This window comes from Streptomyces sp. NK15101 (assembly GCF_020400725.1).
Lineage (GTDB): Bacteria > Actinomycetota > Actinomycetes > Streptomycetales > Streptomycetaceae > Streptomyces.
The window spans coordinates 13318-30060 of sequence record NZ_JAINVG010000074.1 but is presented as its reverse complement, the minus strand read 5'-3'; the positions used below and the strand labels follow the sequence as shown (position 1 = coordinate 30060).

Here is a 16743-nt window from a genome sequence, read left to right as displayed (position 1 = left end):
CATGCGTACGGCCCGTCCCGGGGAGGCGGGCGGTAGGCTACCCGGCGCTGCGCGCTGACACCTCCACAGATCGGCGGTCGCGAGCAGCGCGCGTCTCCCTCAGCGGCATCCGGCCCTCAGCGGCATCCGGCCCGCGGCCGCCTGACACGTACGGAGGACCCATGACCAGCGAACCCGTGCCCTTCCAGATCTACGAGGCGGGAACCTACCTGCACGGGACGAAGGCGTGCCTGGCGCCGGGAGACCTGTTGACTCCTGGCCACGCCTCCAATTTCGAGGAAGGGCGTGTGTCCCGCCACGTCTACGTCTCCGAGACCCTGGACGCTGCCGCCTGGGGCGCGGAGCTGGCCGCCGGCGACGGACGGGGACGGATCTACGTGGTGGAACCGACCGGCGACCTGGAGGACGATCCCAACGTCACCGACAAGAAGTTCCCGGGCAATCCCACCCGCTCCTACCGCACGCGCCGGCCCGTGCGCGTCCTGTCCGAGCTGGAGGGCTGGCAAGGGCACTCGCCGCAGAGGATCCGGGCCATGCTGGAGGGGCTGGCCGAACTGCGCCGTCAGGGCATCGCCACCATCCTGGACTGACCGGGCGGGCGACGCGGGCGGCGGCCTTGCCTGCTGACGACCGGTCGGCGACGGGGCCCGGCCCGTGAGGCCGCCCGATGCGGGGTGCCGGGTCCCCCGGACGGCGGGTGATCGTGTGGTGCGGCCGCCGTGGTGGCCACATGCTGGACACGGTGTCCAGGATCTGCGCACACATGACTGCTCCCGAGCGGGGCACCCGCAGGGGAGCGCCTACGGAGAGGGAGTCATGACGGGAGAATCGACCCGGGCCCCCGTGCCCGCGACCACAGGAACCGTGACCACGGCCGTACCGGCCCGCCTGGACCGCCTGCCGTGGTCACGCTGGCACTGGATGATCGTGATCGGCCTCGGAACCGTGTGGATCCTGGACGGCCTCGAGGTGACGATCGTCGGCAACATCGCCGGCCGCCTCGCCGAGGAGGGGAGCGGCCTCGACATCACCGCCGCCCAGGTGACCGGAACCGCAGCCGCGCTGTACGTCGCGGGCGCCTGTTCCGGAGCACTGTTCTTCGGGTGGCTGACCGACCGTCACGGCCGCAAGAAGCTCTTCATGGTGACGCTGGCCGTCTACCTCGGAGCCACGGCGCTCACCGCCCTGTCGATGGAATCCTGGTGGTTCTTCCTCTTCCGCTTCCTCACGGGCTTCGGCATCGGCGGGGAGTACGCGGCCATCAACTCGGCCGTCGACGAACTGATCCCGTCCCTGTACCGGGGCCGGGTCGACCTGATCATCAACGGCAGCTACTGGCTCGGAGCGATCGGCGGAGCCCTGCTCTCCATCGTCATGCTGGACACGGACGTCTTCGCCGCCGATGTGGGCTGGCGTCTCAGCTTCGCCCTCGGCGTGGTCCTCGGCCTGGTGATCCTCCTGGTCCGGCGGCACGTGCCGGAGAGCCCACGATGGCAGTTCATCCACGGGCACGGCGAGGACGCGGAACAGCTGGTGTCGTCCGCCGAGCGCGAGATCGAGCGGGAACACGGCCGCCCGCTGCCGCCGCCCGCGGGCGAGATCACCATCCACCAGCGCCGGAGCATCGGCTTCGGACTGATCGCGAAGACGGTCTTCCGCCGCTATCCGCGCCGCGCCGTCCTCGGCCTGTCGCTCTTCATCGGCCAGGCGTTCCTCTACAACGCCATCACCTTCGGCTTCGGCACGATCCTCACCACCTTCTTCGACGTGCCGACCGGCCACACGGGCTACTACTTCGCCGTCGTCGCCGCCGGCAACTTCCTCGGCCCGCTGCTGCTGGGCAAGTTCTTCGACACCGTCGGACGCCGCGTCATGATCTCGTCGACCTACCTGCTGTCCGGCCTGCTGCTGTTCGGCACGGCCTGGCTGTTCGGCCGCGGCGTGCTCGACGCCACCACGCTCACGGTCTGCTGGTGCGTCGTGCTGTTCTTCGCGTCGGCCGGCGCGTCGAGCGCGTACCTCACCGTCTCGGAGGTCTTCCCGATGGAGACCCGGGCCATGGCCATCGCCTTCTTCTACGCGATCGGTACGGCGGCCGGCGGCATCAGCGGCCCCCTGATCTTCGCCGGCCTCACCGAGTCCGGCGTGCCGTCCGAGACGGTCCTCGCCTTCCAGATCGGTGCAGGCCTGATGTGCGCGGCCGGACTCGTGGCCGCCTTCCTCGCGGTGAAGGCGGAACGCCGCTCCCTGGAGGACATCGCCGAGCCCCTGTCCACGGCCCGTGACGAGGCGGAGCCGACCCGCACCTGACGCGGCGAACAGGACCGCTCCACGATCACCGCCCATCCGCACCCGCTGCGCGAACCGCGGCGACGGCACCTTCGGAGCCGGAAGTGCCCGTTCCGGGACGGCGCTCCGGAGCGGACCCGCTGCCGGGCGGTGAGCCGCCCTCGTGCCGGGTGCGGCGGGGCGAGTGATGCTGGGGGCATGGGTGGCGTGTTCCCGCGACGGCCGTCGCCCGCCTACCGGGCGGCGGCGCGGAGGGCCCTGCGCGTCACGACCGCCGCCACGGCCGGGTTCTACGTGCTTCTCCACGGCTTCGACTCGGCGGTCGGCGCGACGTACGCGCTGTTCGGCGCGATCGCCATGGCGGGCCTCTCGCGCCTTCCCGGCTCCGGGCGTCAGCGGGCCGTGCTGCTGGTGGGCGTGGTGCCGGTGTGCTGGGTGCTGATCACGCTCGGTACGTACCTGTCCGTGCGGACGTGGAGTGCCGTGGTCGGCATGCTGGTCGTCGGGTTCGCGCTGGCGTTCACGGCCGTCGGAGGACCACGATTCGCAGGCGCCGCCACGGGGCTGCAGCTGATGTACATCCTGCCGTCGTTCCCGCCCTACGATCCCGGGTCGCTGGGCGAACGGCTGGCGGGGGCGACCTTCGGGCTCGTCCTGCTGATCATCGCGGAGACGACGCTGCTGCCCGAGCCGGCGGCCCTGCCCTACCGTGAACGGGCCGCCCGGGCCGCCGACGGCGCGGCGCACTGCGCGGACCGGCTGCGCTCCGCCCCGTACGCACTGCCCGAGGCCACGCTGCGCACCGCCCGGGCCTTGAGCACGGGGCTTCGTTCCTCCCAGGTCCCGGAGGCGGAACGGCCGGCCGGAGCGGGTCTGCGGCAGAGGGCACTGGCCCACACGGGCCTGGCGGCCCGCACCCTGATCGGCCGGCTGACGGTGTTGCCGCCGCCTCCCCCGGGCGCGGTTCCGCCCCGGGAGGACCGGGCCGGGGCGGCCGAGGCGACGGGGGTCAGGGGACCGGACCCGCTGCGGGCGGTCGCGGATGCGGCGAGGGAGACCGCCGCCCGGCTGCGGGGCGAGAGGCCCGACGGCCGGGCGCACGCCCGTCTGCGCCGGGTCCGGCGGGCACTGACGGCAGCCGAGGACGGCTCTCCCGCCGAGCTGCGCCGCAACGCGGCGCTCCTGGAGGTGGCGGACGCGGCGCTCGCGATGTCCACAGCGGCCGACATCGCCGTACGGGGCCGAGCGGCCGACCCACCGGCACCCGGCCGGTTCTGGTACGCGCGGATGCGGGCACCGCGGCTGTGGTGGCGGCGCCTGTCGGGCCACGCCGGCAGTCGGTCGGTGTTCTTCCAGAACGCGGTACGGATCAGTCTGGCCCTGGCGGCGGCCCGGCTGATCGCGGGCGTCGACACCCTCCCGCACGGCTTCTGGGTGCTGCTGGCCACCCTGACGCTGACGCGCACGACGGTACGGGAGACCCGGAAGACGGAGCGGATCGCACTGACCGGCACCCTCGTCGGCGCGTTGGCCGCGGCGGCGTTGCTGGCGCTGGTCGGTACCGACATCGAGGTCTACGCGGTGGCACTGCCGCCGCTGATGCTGGTCACCTTCACGCTGGGGCCGGTGAAGGGCGTGGGGTGGGCGCAGGCGCTGTTCACGGTGGTGGTCGCCCTGGTCTTCGCGCAGCTGGCGCCGGCCACCTGGCAGCTCGCCGAGTTCCGGCTGCTCGACGTGCTGGCCGGCAGCGCGATCGGCGCCGTGTTCGGGCTGCTCGCCTGGCCGCGCGGCGCCCATGACGAGTTGCGGCGGTCGGTCGCGGTGCTGCTGAGGATCGCCGCGGAGATCGTCGTGGCCACGACGGCGCAGATCGCGGCGGGCGGGCGGCGCGTACCGGTGGTCACCGCACCGGGCCACCGTTCGCTGCAGCACGCCCTGGTGATGGCGGAGTCGGCGTACGCGCAGTACCAGAGCGAACCCGAGGGGGCCACTCCGCCGCCGGCCGGTCAGGACTGGCAGGCCGCGCTCATCGCCGGGCACCACACGCTGTGGGGCGCCGACCGGCTCCTCGTGCCTCCCGATCCGGTCGTGGTTCCGCCGCTGGGAAGAGAGGCCGCGGAGTCCGTCATCCGCACGGGCGACCGGGTCGCGGCGGACATGCTGCTGGCTTCCGCCCGCATCGACCCCACCGGGGACACCGTGGAGACGCCGGTGCCGCTCCACGCCCCGACGGCCTCCGCCACCGCCGTCGACGACCCGCCGGCCGCACCGCGCGTGTACTACGCGACGGTGTCCTGGCTGGCCTCACTGACGACGGACCTCGTGCGACTCGCGGCCGACGCCGGTGCCGACGCGCCCGTCGACGAGACCGCCCGCCCCACCGTCACCAGCGGCTGACGACCGGCACGCTCGGCGGCACGGCCGGTCGGCCTACAGGCCCTTCACGGGCACTTCCAGGGGGGCCCGGAACGACAGCAGGCCGAGCATGGGAGGCTCCGCCGGCCCGGCGGCCGGCCGGATGCCGGGAAGGGCGCGTGCCGCCGCCCGCAGGGCCACCGCCGCCTCCGTGCGCGCCAGGGACGCGCCCGGGCACCGGTGACGGCCGGCACCGAAGGCCAGGTGGTGGCGGACGTTGGACCGGTACGGGCACATCGTCGCAGGCTCAGGGAACACCTCCGGATCGGACCCGCTGCCCATCAGCATGAGGAGCAACGGGGCGCCGGCCGGCAGGCGTACCCCGCCCAGCGAGGTGGCCCGCCCGGTGACCCGGCGCCACGTGGTCACCGGCGGTTCCCGGCGCAGGACCTCCTCCACCCACGCCTCGGCGAGCCCGGCCTCTCCGGCCACCCGTGCCCACAGGTCCGGCTCCGCGGACACGTGGCGAAGCACCGTGGCGATGAGCTGCCCGGTGGTGGACTGACCGGCGATGAAGACGAAGAAACAGGCGGCGACCGCCGTCCTGACGTCCAGCGGCTCGCCGCCGGGCAGACGATGGCGGCCGAGCGCACCGATGAAGGAGTCGTCGGGAACCGCGCCGCTCCGGACGGTCGCGGTGAGCCATTGGTGGAACTCCGCGACGAGTTCCGCCAGTTCCAGTTGCCGTTCCGAAGTCGGCCTGCCGTAGAACAGCTCCAACGAGGCGTCGCTCCAGCGGATCAGGGTCGTCGGCTCGACGTCCTCGATGCCGAGAAGCTCCATCAGGACCCGGCACGGAAGGACCTGCGCGTACGAGGTGAACAGATCGCAGGAGCCTGCGGCGTCCAGCGGGGACCGCACTCGCGCGAGCAGTTCTCCGGCGATCCGCTCGATCACGGGCACGGCCTCTTCCACGCGCCGCGCGTGGAAGAACCGCGTGACCAGGCGTCGCAGTCCCGCGTGGCTCTCGGTGCCGTTGTCGGCGAGCGCGGGCGGGAGCGTGAAGCCCGCGCGGGCGAGGATCCTGAGCACGGAGACGGGCAGCGGGGTGATGGCGTGCTGGGCGTTGTCGGGCAGGAAGTCCTCCGGCTCGAGAAGGACCCGCCGGATGTCCTCGTACCGGCTGACCAGCCACAGTCCGGTGCCGGGGTCGTGGTGGACGGGGGCCTCGGTCCGCAGGAGATCCAGCCAGGGGTGCGGGTCCCGGACGAAGGGCTCGCCGAACACGTCGAGCAGACCGAGCGGATCGGGGGTGCCGGAGGACGCGGGACCGGCCGGCGAGCGGCCCCGGGCCGCTCCGGTGCCGGGTGGGAACGCCTCCAGGGCCGGGGAAGTCACGGCCGGAAGTTAACACGCGTGAGATGTGGTTACCGGTCGTATGTGCCCGGTATCACTACGCGAAAGGCGCAGGTGGGACCGCCCTGTCCTCCGGAGCTCCGCGTGTGGGGCGTCGTACCGCGCACGGCCCGGATGTCGCGGCGGGCGGCGGACCGGTGCTGCGGGGACGAAACGGCAGCTGTGGCGCGCCGCCCCGTGTGTTCCCCGGCCGGCCGGTCATGCTCCTTCCGGCGGGTGGCACTCCTGGCGAGCCCCGGCCCGCGCGGTGTCGGGGTGGGACGGGTTCCAGAGCCGGTCGGCCTCGCCGCGGGCGACATGCTCCTCGTAGATCCGCACCTTGTACCGCATCACGTCCAGGGTCTCCTGCAGTTCCCGGAGCTGCGCCTCCACGTGGCTTTCGTGCCGGCGCAGCAGCTCGAGGCGTTCGTGTTCGTTTCCAGGGCCCTGGCGGACCAGGTCGATGTACTGCCGGATCATCGCCAGGGACATGCCCGAGGAGCGCAGCTTGGTGCAGATCGCCAGCCACTCCAGGTCTTCCTCGTGATAGATCCGACGACCGTTGGACAGGCGGCGTACCGGGTTGGCGAACAGGCCCTCCCGCTCGTAGAAGCGCAGTGCGTGCACGCTCAGCCCGCTGCGCCGCGCCACCTCGCCGATGCTCAGGTCCACGGGCGCCCTCCCTTCACACAGCTGTTGATCTGGACCCGACTCTAGGTTCTAGCGTCGGTCCGTCGGCCATCTGGGCCACCGGACGACGGGAGTACGGGAGAACATGAGCGTTTGGTTTGTCACGGGTGCCTCGCGTGGGCTCGGCGCGGAGATCACTCGTGAGGCGCTGGACCGCGGCCATCGCGTGATCGCCACGGCGAGGGATGCGTCGGCGGTGCTCCGGGCGTACCCGAACGAGCCGGACGGGTTGCTGGCGGTGAACGCGGACGTGACCGAACCGGAGCAGCTGGCCTTGGCGGTGGAGACGGGCCTGGCGGAGTTCGGCCGGATCGACGTCGTGGTCAACAACGCGGGCCACGGCCTCGTGGGCGCGGTCGAGGAGACCTCCGACGAGGCTGCCCGGGCACTGTTCGACGTCAACGTCTTCGGCGTGCTCAACACCTTGCGGGCGACCCTGCCGACGTTGCGCGCCCAGCGCTCCGGACACGTCCTGAACATCGGGTCCGTGGGCGGCTTCGCCACTGCTCCGGCGGTGGGCCTGTACGGTGCGTCGAAGTTCGCCCTGGAGGGCGTCTCCGAGGCGCTGCACGGCGAACTGGCCCCGCTCGGCGTGCGCGTCACGATCGTGGAGCCGGGCGGGTTTCGCACCGACTTCCTCAACGGCTCCAGCCTCCGGGTCGAACCGGCCGCCATCGCCGACTACACCGCCGGCGCGGGACCGGTGCGCGCGGCGCTGGCCCACCACGCCGGTCGCCAGCCGGGCGATCCGGTGAAGGCGGCCAGAGCCGTCGTCGACCTCACCGAGGTCGACGAGCCGCCGCTGCGCCTGCAGTTGGGCGCGGACGCGGTCGAGCGCGTCGAGGCGAAGCTGGATCTGGTGCGACGGGAACTCGACCGATGGCGTCACGTGGCACTTTCCACCGCGATCTGAGAGGCGGCGGCCTTCACGCCGGGACGAACCGCGCGGTGAACGAGGGCAGCGACCCAGCGACGACGACCGGTGCCGCCGGGTCGGTCAGGGCCTGGGCGATCAGCCGCGCGACCGAAGCGCGGCCCCCGAAGGCCGTTGCCTCCGGGGGCCGCACATCGACCGCCTTCTACCGTGCCGAGTAGCCGAAGGCCACGCCGTTGGCCGGGAGGCCACCGGAGCCGGGCTTGTACGTGGTGGTGGGCGCGACCGTGCCGCCCTGCGTCACGTTCGACATCGGCAGCGCGTAGAGCGCGCCCGTGGCCAGGGGCCCGGAGGGCATGCCCACGTACAGCTTGGTCGCCGTGAAGTGGATGCTCCTGCCCAGGTACTGGTTGGCGCCGGGAGGACCGGGGATGCCGTCGCCGTCGCCGGCCTCGATCCAACGGTCGTTCGGACCGGCCGATCCGGCCAGCGAGAACGTGTGGACCGCGCCCGCGTTGGCGACGGTGCCGATGTCCTCGCCGGGCGTTCCCACGGCGAGCCGCATGGACGCCACGGTGCTCACCGAACCGGGGGCGGTGTTGACGGCGGTGAGGGACTCGCCCATGCGGTCGCCGACCTCGGAGGTGCCGGACACGTCGTCCTCCGCGGTGCCCTGCTTGAGCTCGCGCAGGTAGCTCCAGGTGCCGTCGGGCTTGATGCGGATCTGCACCACACGACCGGCGTTGGCGCGGTCCTCGGTGCCGACCGTCACGCTCTCACCGGGCGAACCGATCGCCAGGATCGACTCCGTGGCGGCCGCTGCGCCGCTGGCCCGGAACGGCGCCATGGCCACCGCGTACCCGAACTGGTCGCCCGCCTCGGAACCGCCGGAGATGGCCGCGTTGTTCTGGTCGAGTCCGGCGAGCGGCAGGGGACGGCCGGTGGAGTCGAAGCGGTTGGCGTCGAGGATCGTGACGCCGCCGGCCTTCGTCGTGGTGCCGATGGCCTCGTTGGGGACGCCGATGGCGATGTAGTTCTGGTCGGCGGCCACGGACCAGCCGAAGAGGTCTCCCGACTCGGGGTCCCCGGGAACCCCGGCCGACGACTGGTTCACCGCCAGGCTGGTGGTTCCGTGCACGTAGAAGAACGCGCCCGCCTGAGTGGCCGTGCCGATGGTTTCGCCGGGCAGGCTGATGATCAGGTACGGTCGCCCGGCGTCGTTGACCGCGGCCGCGATCCGGTGGCCCATGCGGTCGCCCGCCTCGGACGCCGAAGCCGCGATCCCGCTGGTACCGGCGCCCTGCTCGAGGTGCGTGGCCTTCAGGGTGCCGGTGCCCAGGCCTCCGGCCGCGCCGTAGAGGATGTCGACGAAGCCGGCGTCGGTGGCGGTGCCGACGGTCTCGCTCGGGGTTCCGGCGACCAGGTCGGTGAAGCCGTCCTTGTTCCAGTCGATGGTGGCCAGGGTCTCGCCGAAGTAGTCGTCCGCCTCGGAGCCGCCGGGCACCCAGTCCAGGTCCTGGCTGATCTCCGCGGTGCCCTTGCCGCCGCCGTACACGATGCGGATCAGGCCGGCCTTCGCGTCCGTGCCCACGGTGGCCTGGGGGTCGGAGATCGCGATGTCCTCCGCGCCGTCACCGTTGAAGTCGGTCATTCCGGCCGGCTTCGGGGTGGTGCCCCCGCCGGTGACGGCGGTGCCGAGGTCGATCCGCGGGGTGGTGGCACCGGTGTAGACGATGCCCCGGCCGCTGCTCTTCAGCAGGGCCGTCAGGTCGGCGACGCTCTTGGTGGGGAAGGCCTGCTTGAGCACCGCGTACGCACCGGCCACGTGCGGCGCGGCCATGGAGGTGCCGTTCTTGGAGGCGTAGGTGCCGCCGGGCACGGAGGAGACGATGCCCGTGCCGGGGGCGAACAGGTCGAGCAGCGGGCCCCGGTTGGTGAAGGCGGACAGCTCGTCGTCGTCGGTGGTCGAGCCGACCGTGACGGCGGAGGAGATGCAGCCGGGCATGCTCACCGCGTCGGTGTGCCCGTTGTTGCCGGCCGCGATCACGGTGGCGACGCCGGCGCTCAGCAGGCTGTCCACGACCGGCTTGCGCAGATCGCTGTCGCAGGCGGTGGCGTAACGGCCGTTGCCGAGGCTGAGGTTGGCCGCGACGATCGGCGTACCGGCCTGCTTGAGCTTCAGCACGTGCTCGAGGCCCTTGAGCTGGGCGCTCTGGTAGCTGCCCACGCAGGGGGCGGCGCCACCGCAGAACTCCTCGGTGGTGAACTGGCTGAAGACCTGGATGGCGACGATGTTGGCGCCCGGCGCCACACCCTGCTTGGGGGCGCCCGTGATGCCGGTGCCGTTGCCCGCGGCGATACCGGCCACGTGGGTGCCGTGGTCGCAGGCCGTCATGGTCGCGCAGGGTCCGGTCGCGGTGTCGGCGGCACCGGTGCCCTCCTGCGTGTCGGTGCCGTTCGGGCACAGGCTGACGATGCCGCTCTCGGCGTCGCTCGGCGAGAAGCAGGCCTCGGCCACGACGCGGTTCTTCAGGAACGGGTGACCGGTCTCGACGCCGGTGTCCAGGACGGCGATCGTCTGGCCCGTACCGGTCTTGCCCGCCGCGGCGGCGTCGTCACCGCCGATGAGCGGGATGCTCTGGTCGAGGGTCGGCGGCTCGACCTTGTCCTCGGTGACGCTGACCACGCCCGGCTTGGCGGCGAGCGCGTCGAGGCCGGTCCGGTCCACCTTGAGGGTGACCACGGGCACGGTGTCGAACTGCTGCTTCGTCTCGCCGGCGGTCGCCGCGTCGGCGACGTCCGCGAGGGTCTCCGTGACGACGTTGACGCGGACCTCGCCGCCGCCCGCCGTCTGGTCGTAGAGCGGCGGGTCGACCGGGTCGGACGTCGCTTCGGCCGCTGTCGTGGTGCTCGTCGGCGTGACGGCGTGGGCCGGTATCGCGGCGCCGAGGGTCACGGCCGTCATCGCGGTGACGACCGTCGCCCAGATCGTTCTCTTCATATTGCCTCGGTGAGCAGGGGGCGCGTCATGACTCGGCCCGTGGGGAAGCGGACACGGCGCAGCCCGGGGAGGTGTGGGGTGCGATGGGGTGAAAGGTCCTGGCGGAACGGGCCGGGCGGCGAGGGGTGTCCGCCACCCGGCCCGTTCAGGCCCAAGGAGCCTGCTCCGTCAGGAGGTCGTGCCGTACGACGTCAGAAGGTGCGCGGACCCGTGATCAGGTCGCGTTGGCACCGTTCTTCGGGTTGCCCTTCCAGGCCACGGCCTTGAGGTAGACGTACGCGTAGGAGTTGCACTTCCAGCGGACCAGGATGTTGTACGCCTTGCAGCTGTGCGTCTTCATCGTGGTGTAGAAGGCGTTGTCGACGTTCGACTTCTTGCTGCGGTCCAGGTAGTACCTGTAGCCCTTGTACGTGTTGCCGATCAGACCGTAGCCGTAGTCGTGGGTGTCGCACGCGGCCCGGAAGTTGAAGCCGCCCGGGCGGCTGATGTTCGGGCCGGGGGTGCTGCAGCCGTCGTTGAGGATGCCCGCCACGCGGAAGCCGGTCGGCGTGTAGCGGAAGACCGGCCAGTGCCAGCCGTAGTGCGCGGCCCACGCGACGCAGCCGCGGTTGAGGTACCACATCCACTCGGTGGCGCGGTTGCAGTAGCGCGGGTAGGCCTGCGGGTCGGTGATCTCACCGGTGGTGAAGTCCCCGGCCGGAGGCGTGGTCGCGGTTCCGTCGCCGGCCGGGCCCTGCAGGGGCTCGGTGGAGGACGGCAGGTCGGTGCCGACGGGCGCGGCGTCCGGGGCGGCCGACTCGGCCGGGAACGTCAGGTCCCACTCGCCGTTGGTCGGCGAGGCGATGTCGGAGACACGGCCCGTGGAGTCGTAGGAGTACGACGAGACCGGGTCGGTGCCCTCGACCGGGTTGGTCACGCCGCGCAGCAGACCCGAGGCGTCGTAGGAGTAGCGCGCCAGCGTCTGCGTGGTGGCACCCGAGGTGAGGGTGATCTCCTTGGCGCGGCCCGTGTACTCACCGAGCGCCGTGCCGGTGGCCGTCGTGGCGGTCGAGTACTTGACCGTCAGCGACTGCGCCGGGGCGTCGGCGGTGGCGGGCTCGCTGACCGTGGCGACCCGGCCCTTGGTGTCGTAGGAGACCGTGGCGGTGGCGCCGTCGGCCAGGTTGCCCAGGCCGGTCACACGCCACTTGTCGGTGCCCGGAGCGACCTGCTTCCAGTTGTAGGTGGCCGTGAGGTTGGCGACCCCGATGGCCGCGCCGGCGTCCTGGTCGCCGGTCACGTCGGTGTCCGGGGTGCCGGTGGCCGGGGCGAGGGTCTCGACCGCGGTGGTCACCAGCGTGCCGGTCGCCTCGTTGTACGTGGTGGTCTCGGTGAGCTTGTCGCCGGTGGCGGTCTCGTACTTCTTGACGCCGCCGCCGCTCGGGTAGTCGACGCTGCTCTTGAGGGCGTACGAGACGGAGACCTTCGCGTCGAGGTCGGTGACCACGACGGAGTCGGTCTTCTGCTCCAGCTTGCGGTTGAGCTGGCCCCCCAGGAACCCGGCTTCCCAGCCGGGACCGAAGACGCCCTGGTCCGGGCGGGTCGCGGGCGCCGACTCCGGCCGGGCGACCCCGTCCGTGCCTTCGGTCACCGTGTGGGTACGGCCCATGAGGCCCTCGGCCACATCGGTCTCGTACAGCTCGAAGGACTTCTCCGCGGTGGAGTACAGGCCGGGACCGACCTGCTGGATCTCCCCGTCGGCCAGCGGCGGATCGACGGTGGCGGCCGCGGCCTGCGGCTGCCCGATGACGGTGGCTCCGGCGGTCTGCTGCGGTATCAGCAGCGCCATGGAGAGCGCGGCCATGACAGGCAGGGCTGTCTTGCGCACGAGTTCCCCCCTCGTGTCGTAGGTGTGTTGCTTGATCGCTGCGGACCGTAGACCGGCGCCGATCTCGGCCACAAGTGGCCTGTATGTAGAGGTAGTTGATTCCGCTTCCTTGCAGCAGTGAAGATCCCCGGCCGCCGGCCGAGGTTGAGTACGCGTACTCATGTGGCGCGTGCGGTCCCGTCCAAGACTGGGCACATGAAGCGAACCCGAGCCCGGATCAGGGCAGTTGACCCCGTAATGCGCCGCCGTCGGCGCACCCTGGCGGTGACGGCGCTCGCCGCTCTGACCCTGGCCGCCTGTGGCTCCGAGCAGCCGGACCCCCCGGAGGGGCGGGGCAGGTCCGTCGACGCCGTCTCGGCCGGGGAGGACGCGGCCTTCGTCGGGATGCTGGACGAGGTGGCGCGGGAGTGCCCCCCACCGGGCACGAAGAGGGAGTCGCCGGCCGCCCCGGAGGGCGAGGCGCCGACCGCTCCGGTGGAGCCGCCGCCCGGCGCCACGGTGGAGCCGCCACCGGGCGGCGCGGTCGAGCCCGTCGCCCCCACGGCGGGCCCGGAGGCGGAGCTGGACGCCCGCGACTGGTGTGCCGGCGTCCAGCACGAACAGCGCGTGGCCGAGGCGCTCCTGCAGCTCGAGCGGCCCGATCCCGCCCAGGTCAGGAAGGTGCTGAACGGCCTCGGCTACATCGACGAGCGCATCCACGACCTGAAGCGGTCCGGCACGGTCACGAAGTTCGTCGTCGACCTCCGCGACAAGGGAGGACGCCTGTGCCTGGACGGCACCGCCAACGGCGAACTGACGGAGGTCGAGGCTTGCGTCGCACCTGCGGACGGACCGTTCGGGATTGCAAATATCCACCGCCAGTCGTGAGTTCAGTGTGAACGAGATCACATCCCGCATCTCATTCTGGGTGACTGATCGACAGCGCCACGTTACCCACGAATGGGAGATAGTGTCCTAAATCGGTGCCGTAGCGGCGAGTTAGGGGGCCGCCGGGCCATTGGGGACACTTGTCCGAAGGCTTGCATTCGGGATTGCGCCAGCAATCAGCCATGCCTGCGGGTGGCTGGATTCCTCCCCGCTCGGCTTCGTCGCCCGCGTCGGTCCCGCGATCGGCGACCGAGCACGGCGTGCAGGCCCCGCACGGAACGGTGCGGGGCCTCTGCCGGCCCTCCGGAATCAGAACGCCTGAGCTCAGGGGGCCGCCGCCTCCTCCGCGCCGGGCCCCGTGCGGCTGCCGCTGCGGAGCGGTCGGCCTCCGGGATCCGGGCTGCGCGGCCGGGGCGCCCGGATGGCGTGCGTTCCGGTTGCGTCAACGGCAGGTGCCCGGACCTTGTACGCGGGGGGTGCTGCGCGCGGCCCGGAGCACGGGAAGAACGGTCCCGTCGGGCCGCCGCAGCTCACCGGGGTTGCGGCCCTCCACCAGGTCCGTCGCCCACCGGTGCGCGACCCGCAGGGACCCGGTCCGGGATGCGGCAGGATGGGCCGATGAACGTACAACAGGGAAACACGGCGGAGGAGTCCGTCGGAGAGCTCGCCCGGCGACTCGTCGCGGCGGACACGGACGGCTGGACACCGGAGGGCGTGAGGGCTGCGGCGGCCGAGCTGGGGTGGGCCTGGGGCGGCACGGCGGACGCTACCGTGCTGATCACCGGCCGGTCCTCGGGCGATGCCCGCTTGCGCCCGGTCGGCGATTACGAGAAGCGTTACGTCGACGGCGAGTCGTACGTGGAGCTCGCGGTCCCGGTGGCGGTTCCCGCGCCGGACGCCGCGGCGCAGGCGGCGGCCTTCCGCGCCGCGAAGGAGGAGGTGACCGCCGCACTGGGCAAGCCGTCCGTCATGGGCTCGCACGGTGACATGGGCCCGTTCTACGACAGCGAGCCGCTCTGGGGCGCTCCCTTCCTGCGCTGGCGCGGCAGGCCGGACACGCTCGAACTGCGGGCCGGGAAGTCGGGTCCGGAGCTGGTCCTGCAGCCCACCGACCCCGCGGAGAACTGGTTCTGGCGTCAAGGCCACGGCGAGGAGCACGCGATCAGCGGCTTCTTCGGGAGCAACCGCGACCAGGCCAACGTCGGCCTCGGATTCCCGGGCGGTTGGACCGCCCGCAGCTGGGAGACCGTCACCCGGTCGCTGGGAGACTTCCTGGGAGCGCTGCCCGCCGAGACCACCGCCCTGGGGGTCCGGATCGGGATGCCGTTCTACGGGCGCAACGGACGAAGTGCTCCCCTCCTCTTCGACGTGGTGTGCGGCGACCGGCTCTCGATCGCCTGCTTCGCCCCGGACGACGTCGATCCGGCCGCACTCGGCTGGGGCACGGTCGCCGAATTCCCGCACACGGCATCGGTCTTCGGCGACGACGATCCGGTGTGGCGCGTGGACGCGGGCGGCCCCGGCGCGCCGAAGGGCCGCGTCCTCGCCGAGATGCTCGTGGCCACGGCCAGGGCGGCGGGCGCGAGCGATCCCACCGACCTGATCATCGGCGGCGAGGCGGGGTACGTGGACGACTACCACGTCACCTACTACGGGCTGGGCCTGCCGACAGGCTGACCGCCTGACGCCTCTCGCGCCGATCGGCGCGGCCACAGGGCGCCTGCCGGGGGGCGAGTCCGGGGCGGGCGCCCTTTTCCGTGCCTCACCGAAGAAGCCGGGCTCCTTCGGTGAGGAGGGCACGGCGTCGGCGGACGAGGGCGCACGCGGCCCGGACGTTCTTCCCGTCCTCGGCGCGGACACCCGACGGAAGGCACCCTCTAGGATGTCGGCCGCAGTCGATGTCATACGCGGTTGACGTCATGTGCGGTCGTGCCTCACGCAGTCCTGCGTCTGTGAGCCGACCCCAGGGCGCGTCCGGGTAGCCGTTCCTACGGGGGAGAAGTTCGGTGTTCGGAATCATCAGGCCATGCCGTCATCGTCTGGGTGAGGGCTTGCGAACCGAGTGGATGGCGCATCTGTGCGGACTGTGCCTGGCTCTGCGCAGCGAGTACGGGCAGTTCGCGAGGGCGGCCACCAACTACGACGGCCTGATCGTCTCGGTGCTGACCGAAGCACAGTCGCAGCGCACCGGTGACTGGCGGCGGGCCGCCGGTCCGTGCCCGCTGCGCGGGATGCGGTCGGCGGACGTGGCACAGGGCGAGGGTGCCCGGCTGGCGGCGACGGTGTCGCTGGTGCTGGCCGCGGCGAAGATACGCGACCATGTGGCCGACGGCGACGGCCTGGTGGGGCGCCGTCCCGTGGCATCGGCGGCACGCCGGATCGCCCACGGCTGGGACCGCGCGGGCGCCGCGGGCGGCGAACGGCTCGGCTTCGACACCGCAGTGCTGCTCGGAGCGGTCGAGCGCCAGCCGGAGGTCGAGAGGGCGACCGGCCTCGGTGGCTCGCTGCTGACGGTGACGGAGCCCACGGAGACGGCGACCGCGGCCGCCTTCGCGTACACCGCGGTGCTCACGGACCGTCCGGGCAACGCCGGACCGCTGGCGGAAGCCGGCCGGCTGTTCGGCCGGCTGGCCCATCTGCTGGACGCGGTGGAGGACCTGGACGCGGACGAGGCGTCAGGCGCGTGGAACCCGATCGCCGTGACCGGCACGGACCTGGCCGAGGTGCGCCGGCTCTGCGACGACGCCGTCCACGGGATCCGACTCGCCCTGTCCGATGCCGAGTTCGTCGACGGGCGGCTGGTGGGGGCGCTTCTGGGCGGCGAGTTGGAGCGTGCCGTCGATCGGGTCTTCGACCCCCGGCATCGTCACCATCGACACCGTCCCCAGGCGCGTGGCCTGCGCGTGCTGCCCTGGCTGGGACGCCGTACGGCGACGGAAACGCCCTCGGAGACCGGCACGGGCACGACGTGCGGCGTCGGAGCGCTCGCGGGCGCGGCCCCGGAGGGGGCGCCGATGGCGTCGGGCCGACCGTCGGAGGGGCATTGCCGGCGGTGTCGCGAGTGGCGCCGGCTGTGCGCCGATTGCGGTCTGTGCTTCAACTGCTGCCGCTGCAACGAAGACGACGGCCAGGACGGAGAGCCCTTCGAGTTCGGGGACGGCAACCGCAACGGCGGTTCGAGTCGGGAGGGGTCCGGCAGGGACGGCTCCGGGGGCGACGGCTGGTTCGGCGGTCAGGGCGGCGGCAACTGGGGCGGCTCCCACCACGGTTCGGGCGGTGGCTCCGGGTCCGGTGGCTCTGGTGGTTCCGGCGGTGGCTCGGGCGATGGCTGTGGCGGTGGATGCTGCAACCCGTGCAAGTGCTGCTGTGACTGCTGCGACTGAACGTCCTCCGAGGGAGGAGACG

General features: G+C 72.3%; 11 protein-coding genes. 7 read left to right on the top strand and 4 right to left on the bottom strand.

The window, feature by feature from the left end; translation table 11 throughout:
* Positions 1-161 precede the first annotated feature (161 nt).
* The 3 genes from arr (at position 162) to K7G60_RS29740 (ending at position 4686) form a co-directional block, all read left to right on the top strand.
* Positions 162-590 (top strand): NAD(+)--rifampin ADP-ribosyltransferase, encoded by a 429-nt coding sequence (gene arr, locus K7G60_RS29750; RefSeq protein ID WP_225804062.1) that lies wholly within the window; start codon positions 162-164, stop codon positions 588-590.
* Between the two features lie 226 nt (positions 591-816).
* Entirely contained in the window at positions 817-2310 is a 1494-nt protein-coding gene (locus K7G60_RS29745; protein WP_225804061.1) for an MFS transporter, read from the top strand.
* 177 nt (positions 2311-2487) lie between these two features.
* A complete protein-coding gene (locus K7G60_RS29740) occupies positions 2488-4686 on the top strand; it encodes an FUSC family protein (RefSeq protein ID WP_225804060.1) in 2199 nt (732 codons plus the stop codon).
* Positions 4687-4719: 33 nt separating this feature from the next.
* On the opposite strand, the gene K7G60_RS29735 is transcribed toward K7G60_RS29740, so the two are convergent.
* Together K7G60_RS29735 and K7G60_RS29730 are read right to left on the bottom strand one after the other, a co-directional pair.
* On the bottom strand, positions 4720-6042 hold the full coding sequence (locus K7G60_RS29735) for a cytochrome P450 (protein WP_225804059.1): 1323 nt from the start codon (positions 6040-6042) through the stop codon (positions 4720-4722).
* Positions 6043-6258: 216 nt separating this feature from the next.
* Positions 6259-6711: a MerR family transcriptional regulator gene (locus tag K7G60_RS29730; RefSeq protein WP_225804058.1), complete on the bottom strand. Its 453-nt coding sequence runs from the start codon at positions 6709-6711 to the stop codon at positions 6259-6261.
* A gap of 103 nt (positions 6712-6814) precedes the next feature.
* On the opposite strand from K7G60_RS29730, the gene K7G60_RS29725 reads away from it, so the two are divergent.
* A complete protein-coding gene (locus K7G60_RS29725) occupies positions 6815-7642 on the top strand; it encodes an oxidoreductase (protein ID WP_225804057.1) in 828 nt (275 codons plus the stop codon).
* Between the two features lie 166 nt (positions 7643-7808).
* On the opposite strand, the gene K7G60_RS29720 is transcribed toward K7G60_RS29725, so the two are convergent.
* Positions 7809-10604: a S8 family serine peptidase gene (locus K7G60_RS29720; RefSeq protein ID WP_225804056.1), complete on the bottom strand. Its 2796-nt coding sequence runs from the start codon at positions 10602-10604 to the stop codon at positions 7809-7811.
* A 214-nt stretch (positions 10605-10818) separates the two neighbouring features.
* The gene (locus tag K7G60_RS29715; RefSeq protein WP_225804055.1) at positions 10819-12471 is read right to left on the bottom strand and encodes a phospholipase A2; all 1653 of its coding nucleotides are present in this window, start codon (positions 12469-12471) and stop codon (positions 10819-10821) included.
* A 195-nt stretch (positions 12472-12666) separates the two neighbouring features.
* On the opposite strand from K7G60_RS29715, the gene K7G60_RS29710 reads away from it, so the two are divergent.
* The 3 genes from K7G60_RS29710 to K7G60_RS29700 all read left to right on the top strand — a co-directional run bounded on the left by K7G60_RS29710 (position 12667) and on the right by K7G60_RS29700 (position 16721).
* Entirely contained in the window at positions 12667-13338 is a 672-nt protein-coding gene (locus K7G60_RS29710) for a hypothetical protein (RefSeq protein WP_225804054.1), read from the top strand.
* Between the two features lie 618 nt (positions 13339-13956).
* Positions 13957-15015: a hypothetical protein gene (locus tag K7G60_RS29705; RefSeq protein ID WP_225804053.1), complete on the top strand. Its 1059-nt coding sequence runs from the start codon at positions 13957-13959 to the stop codon at positions 15013-15015.
* 329 nt (positions 15016-15344) lie between these two features.
* The gene (locus tag K7G60_RS29700) at positions 15345-16721 is read left to right on the top strand and encodes a DUF5685 family protein (protein WP_225804052.1); all 1377 of its coding nucleotides are present in this window, start codon (positions 15345-15347) and stop codon (positions 16719-16721) included.
* Positions 16722-16743 lie beyond the last annotated feature (22 nt).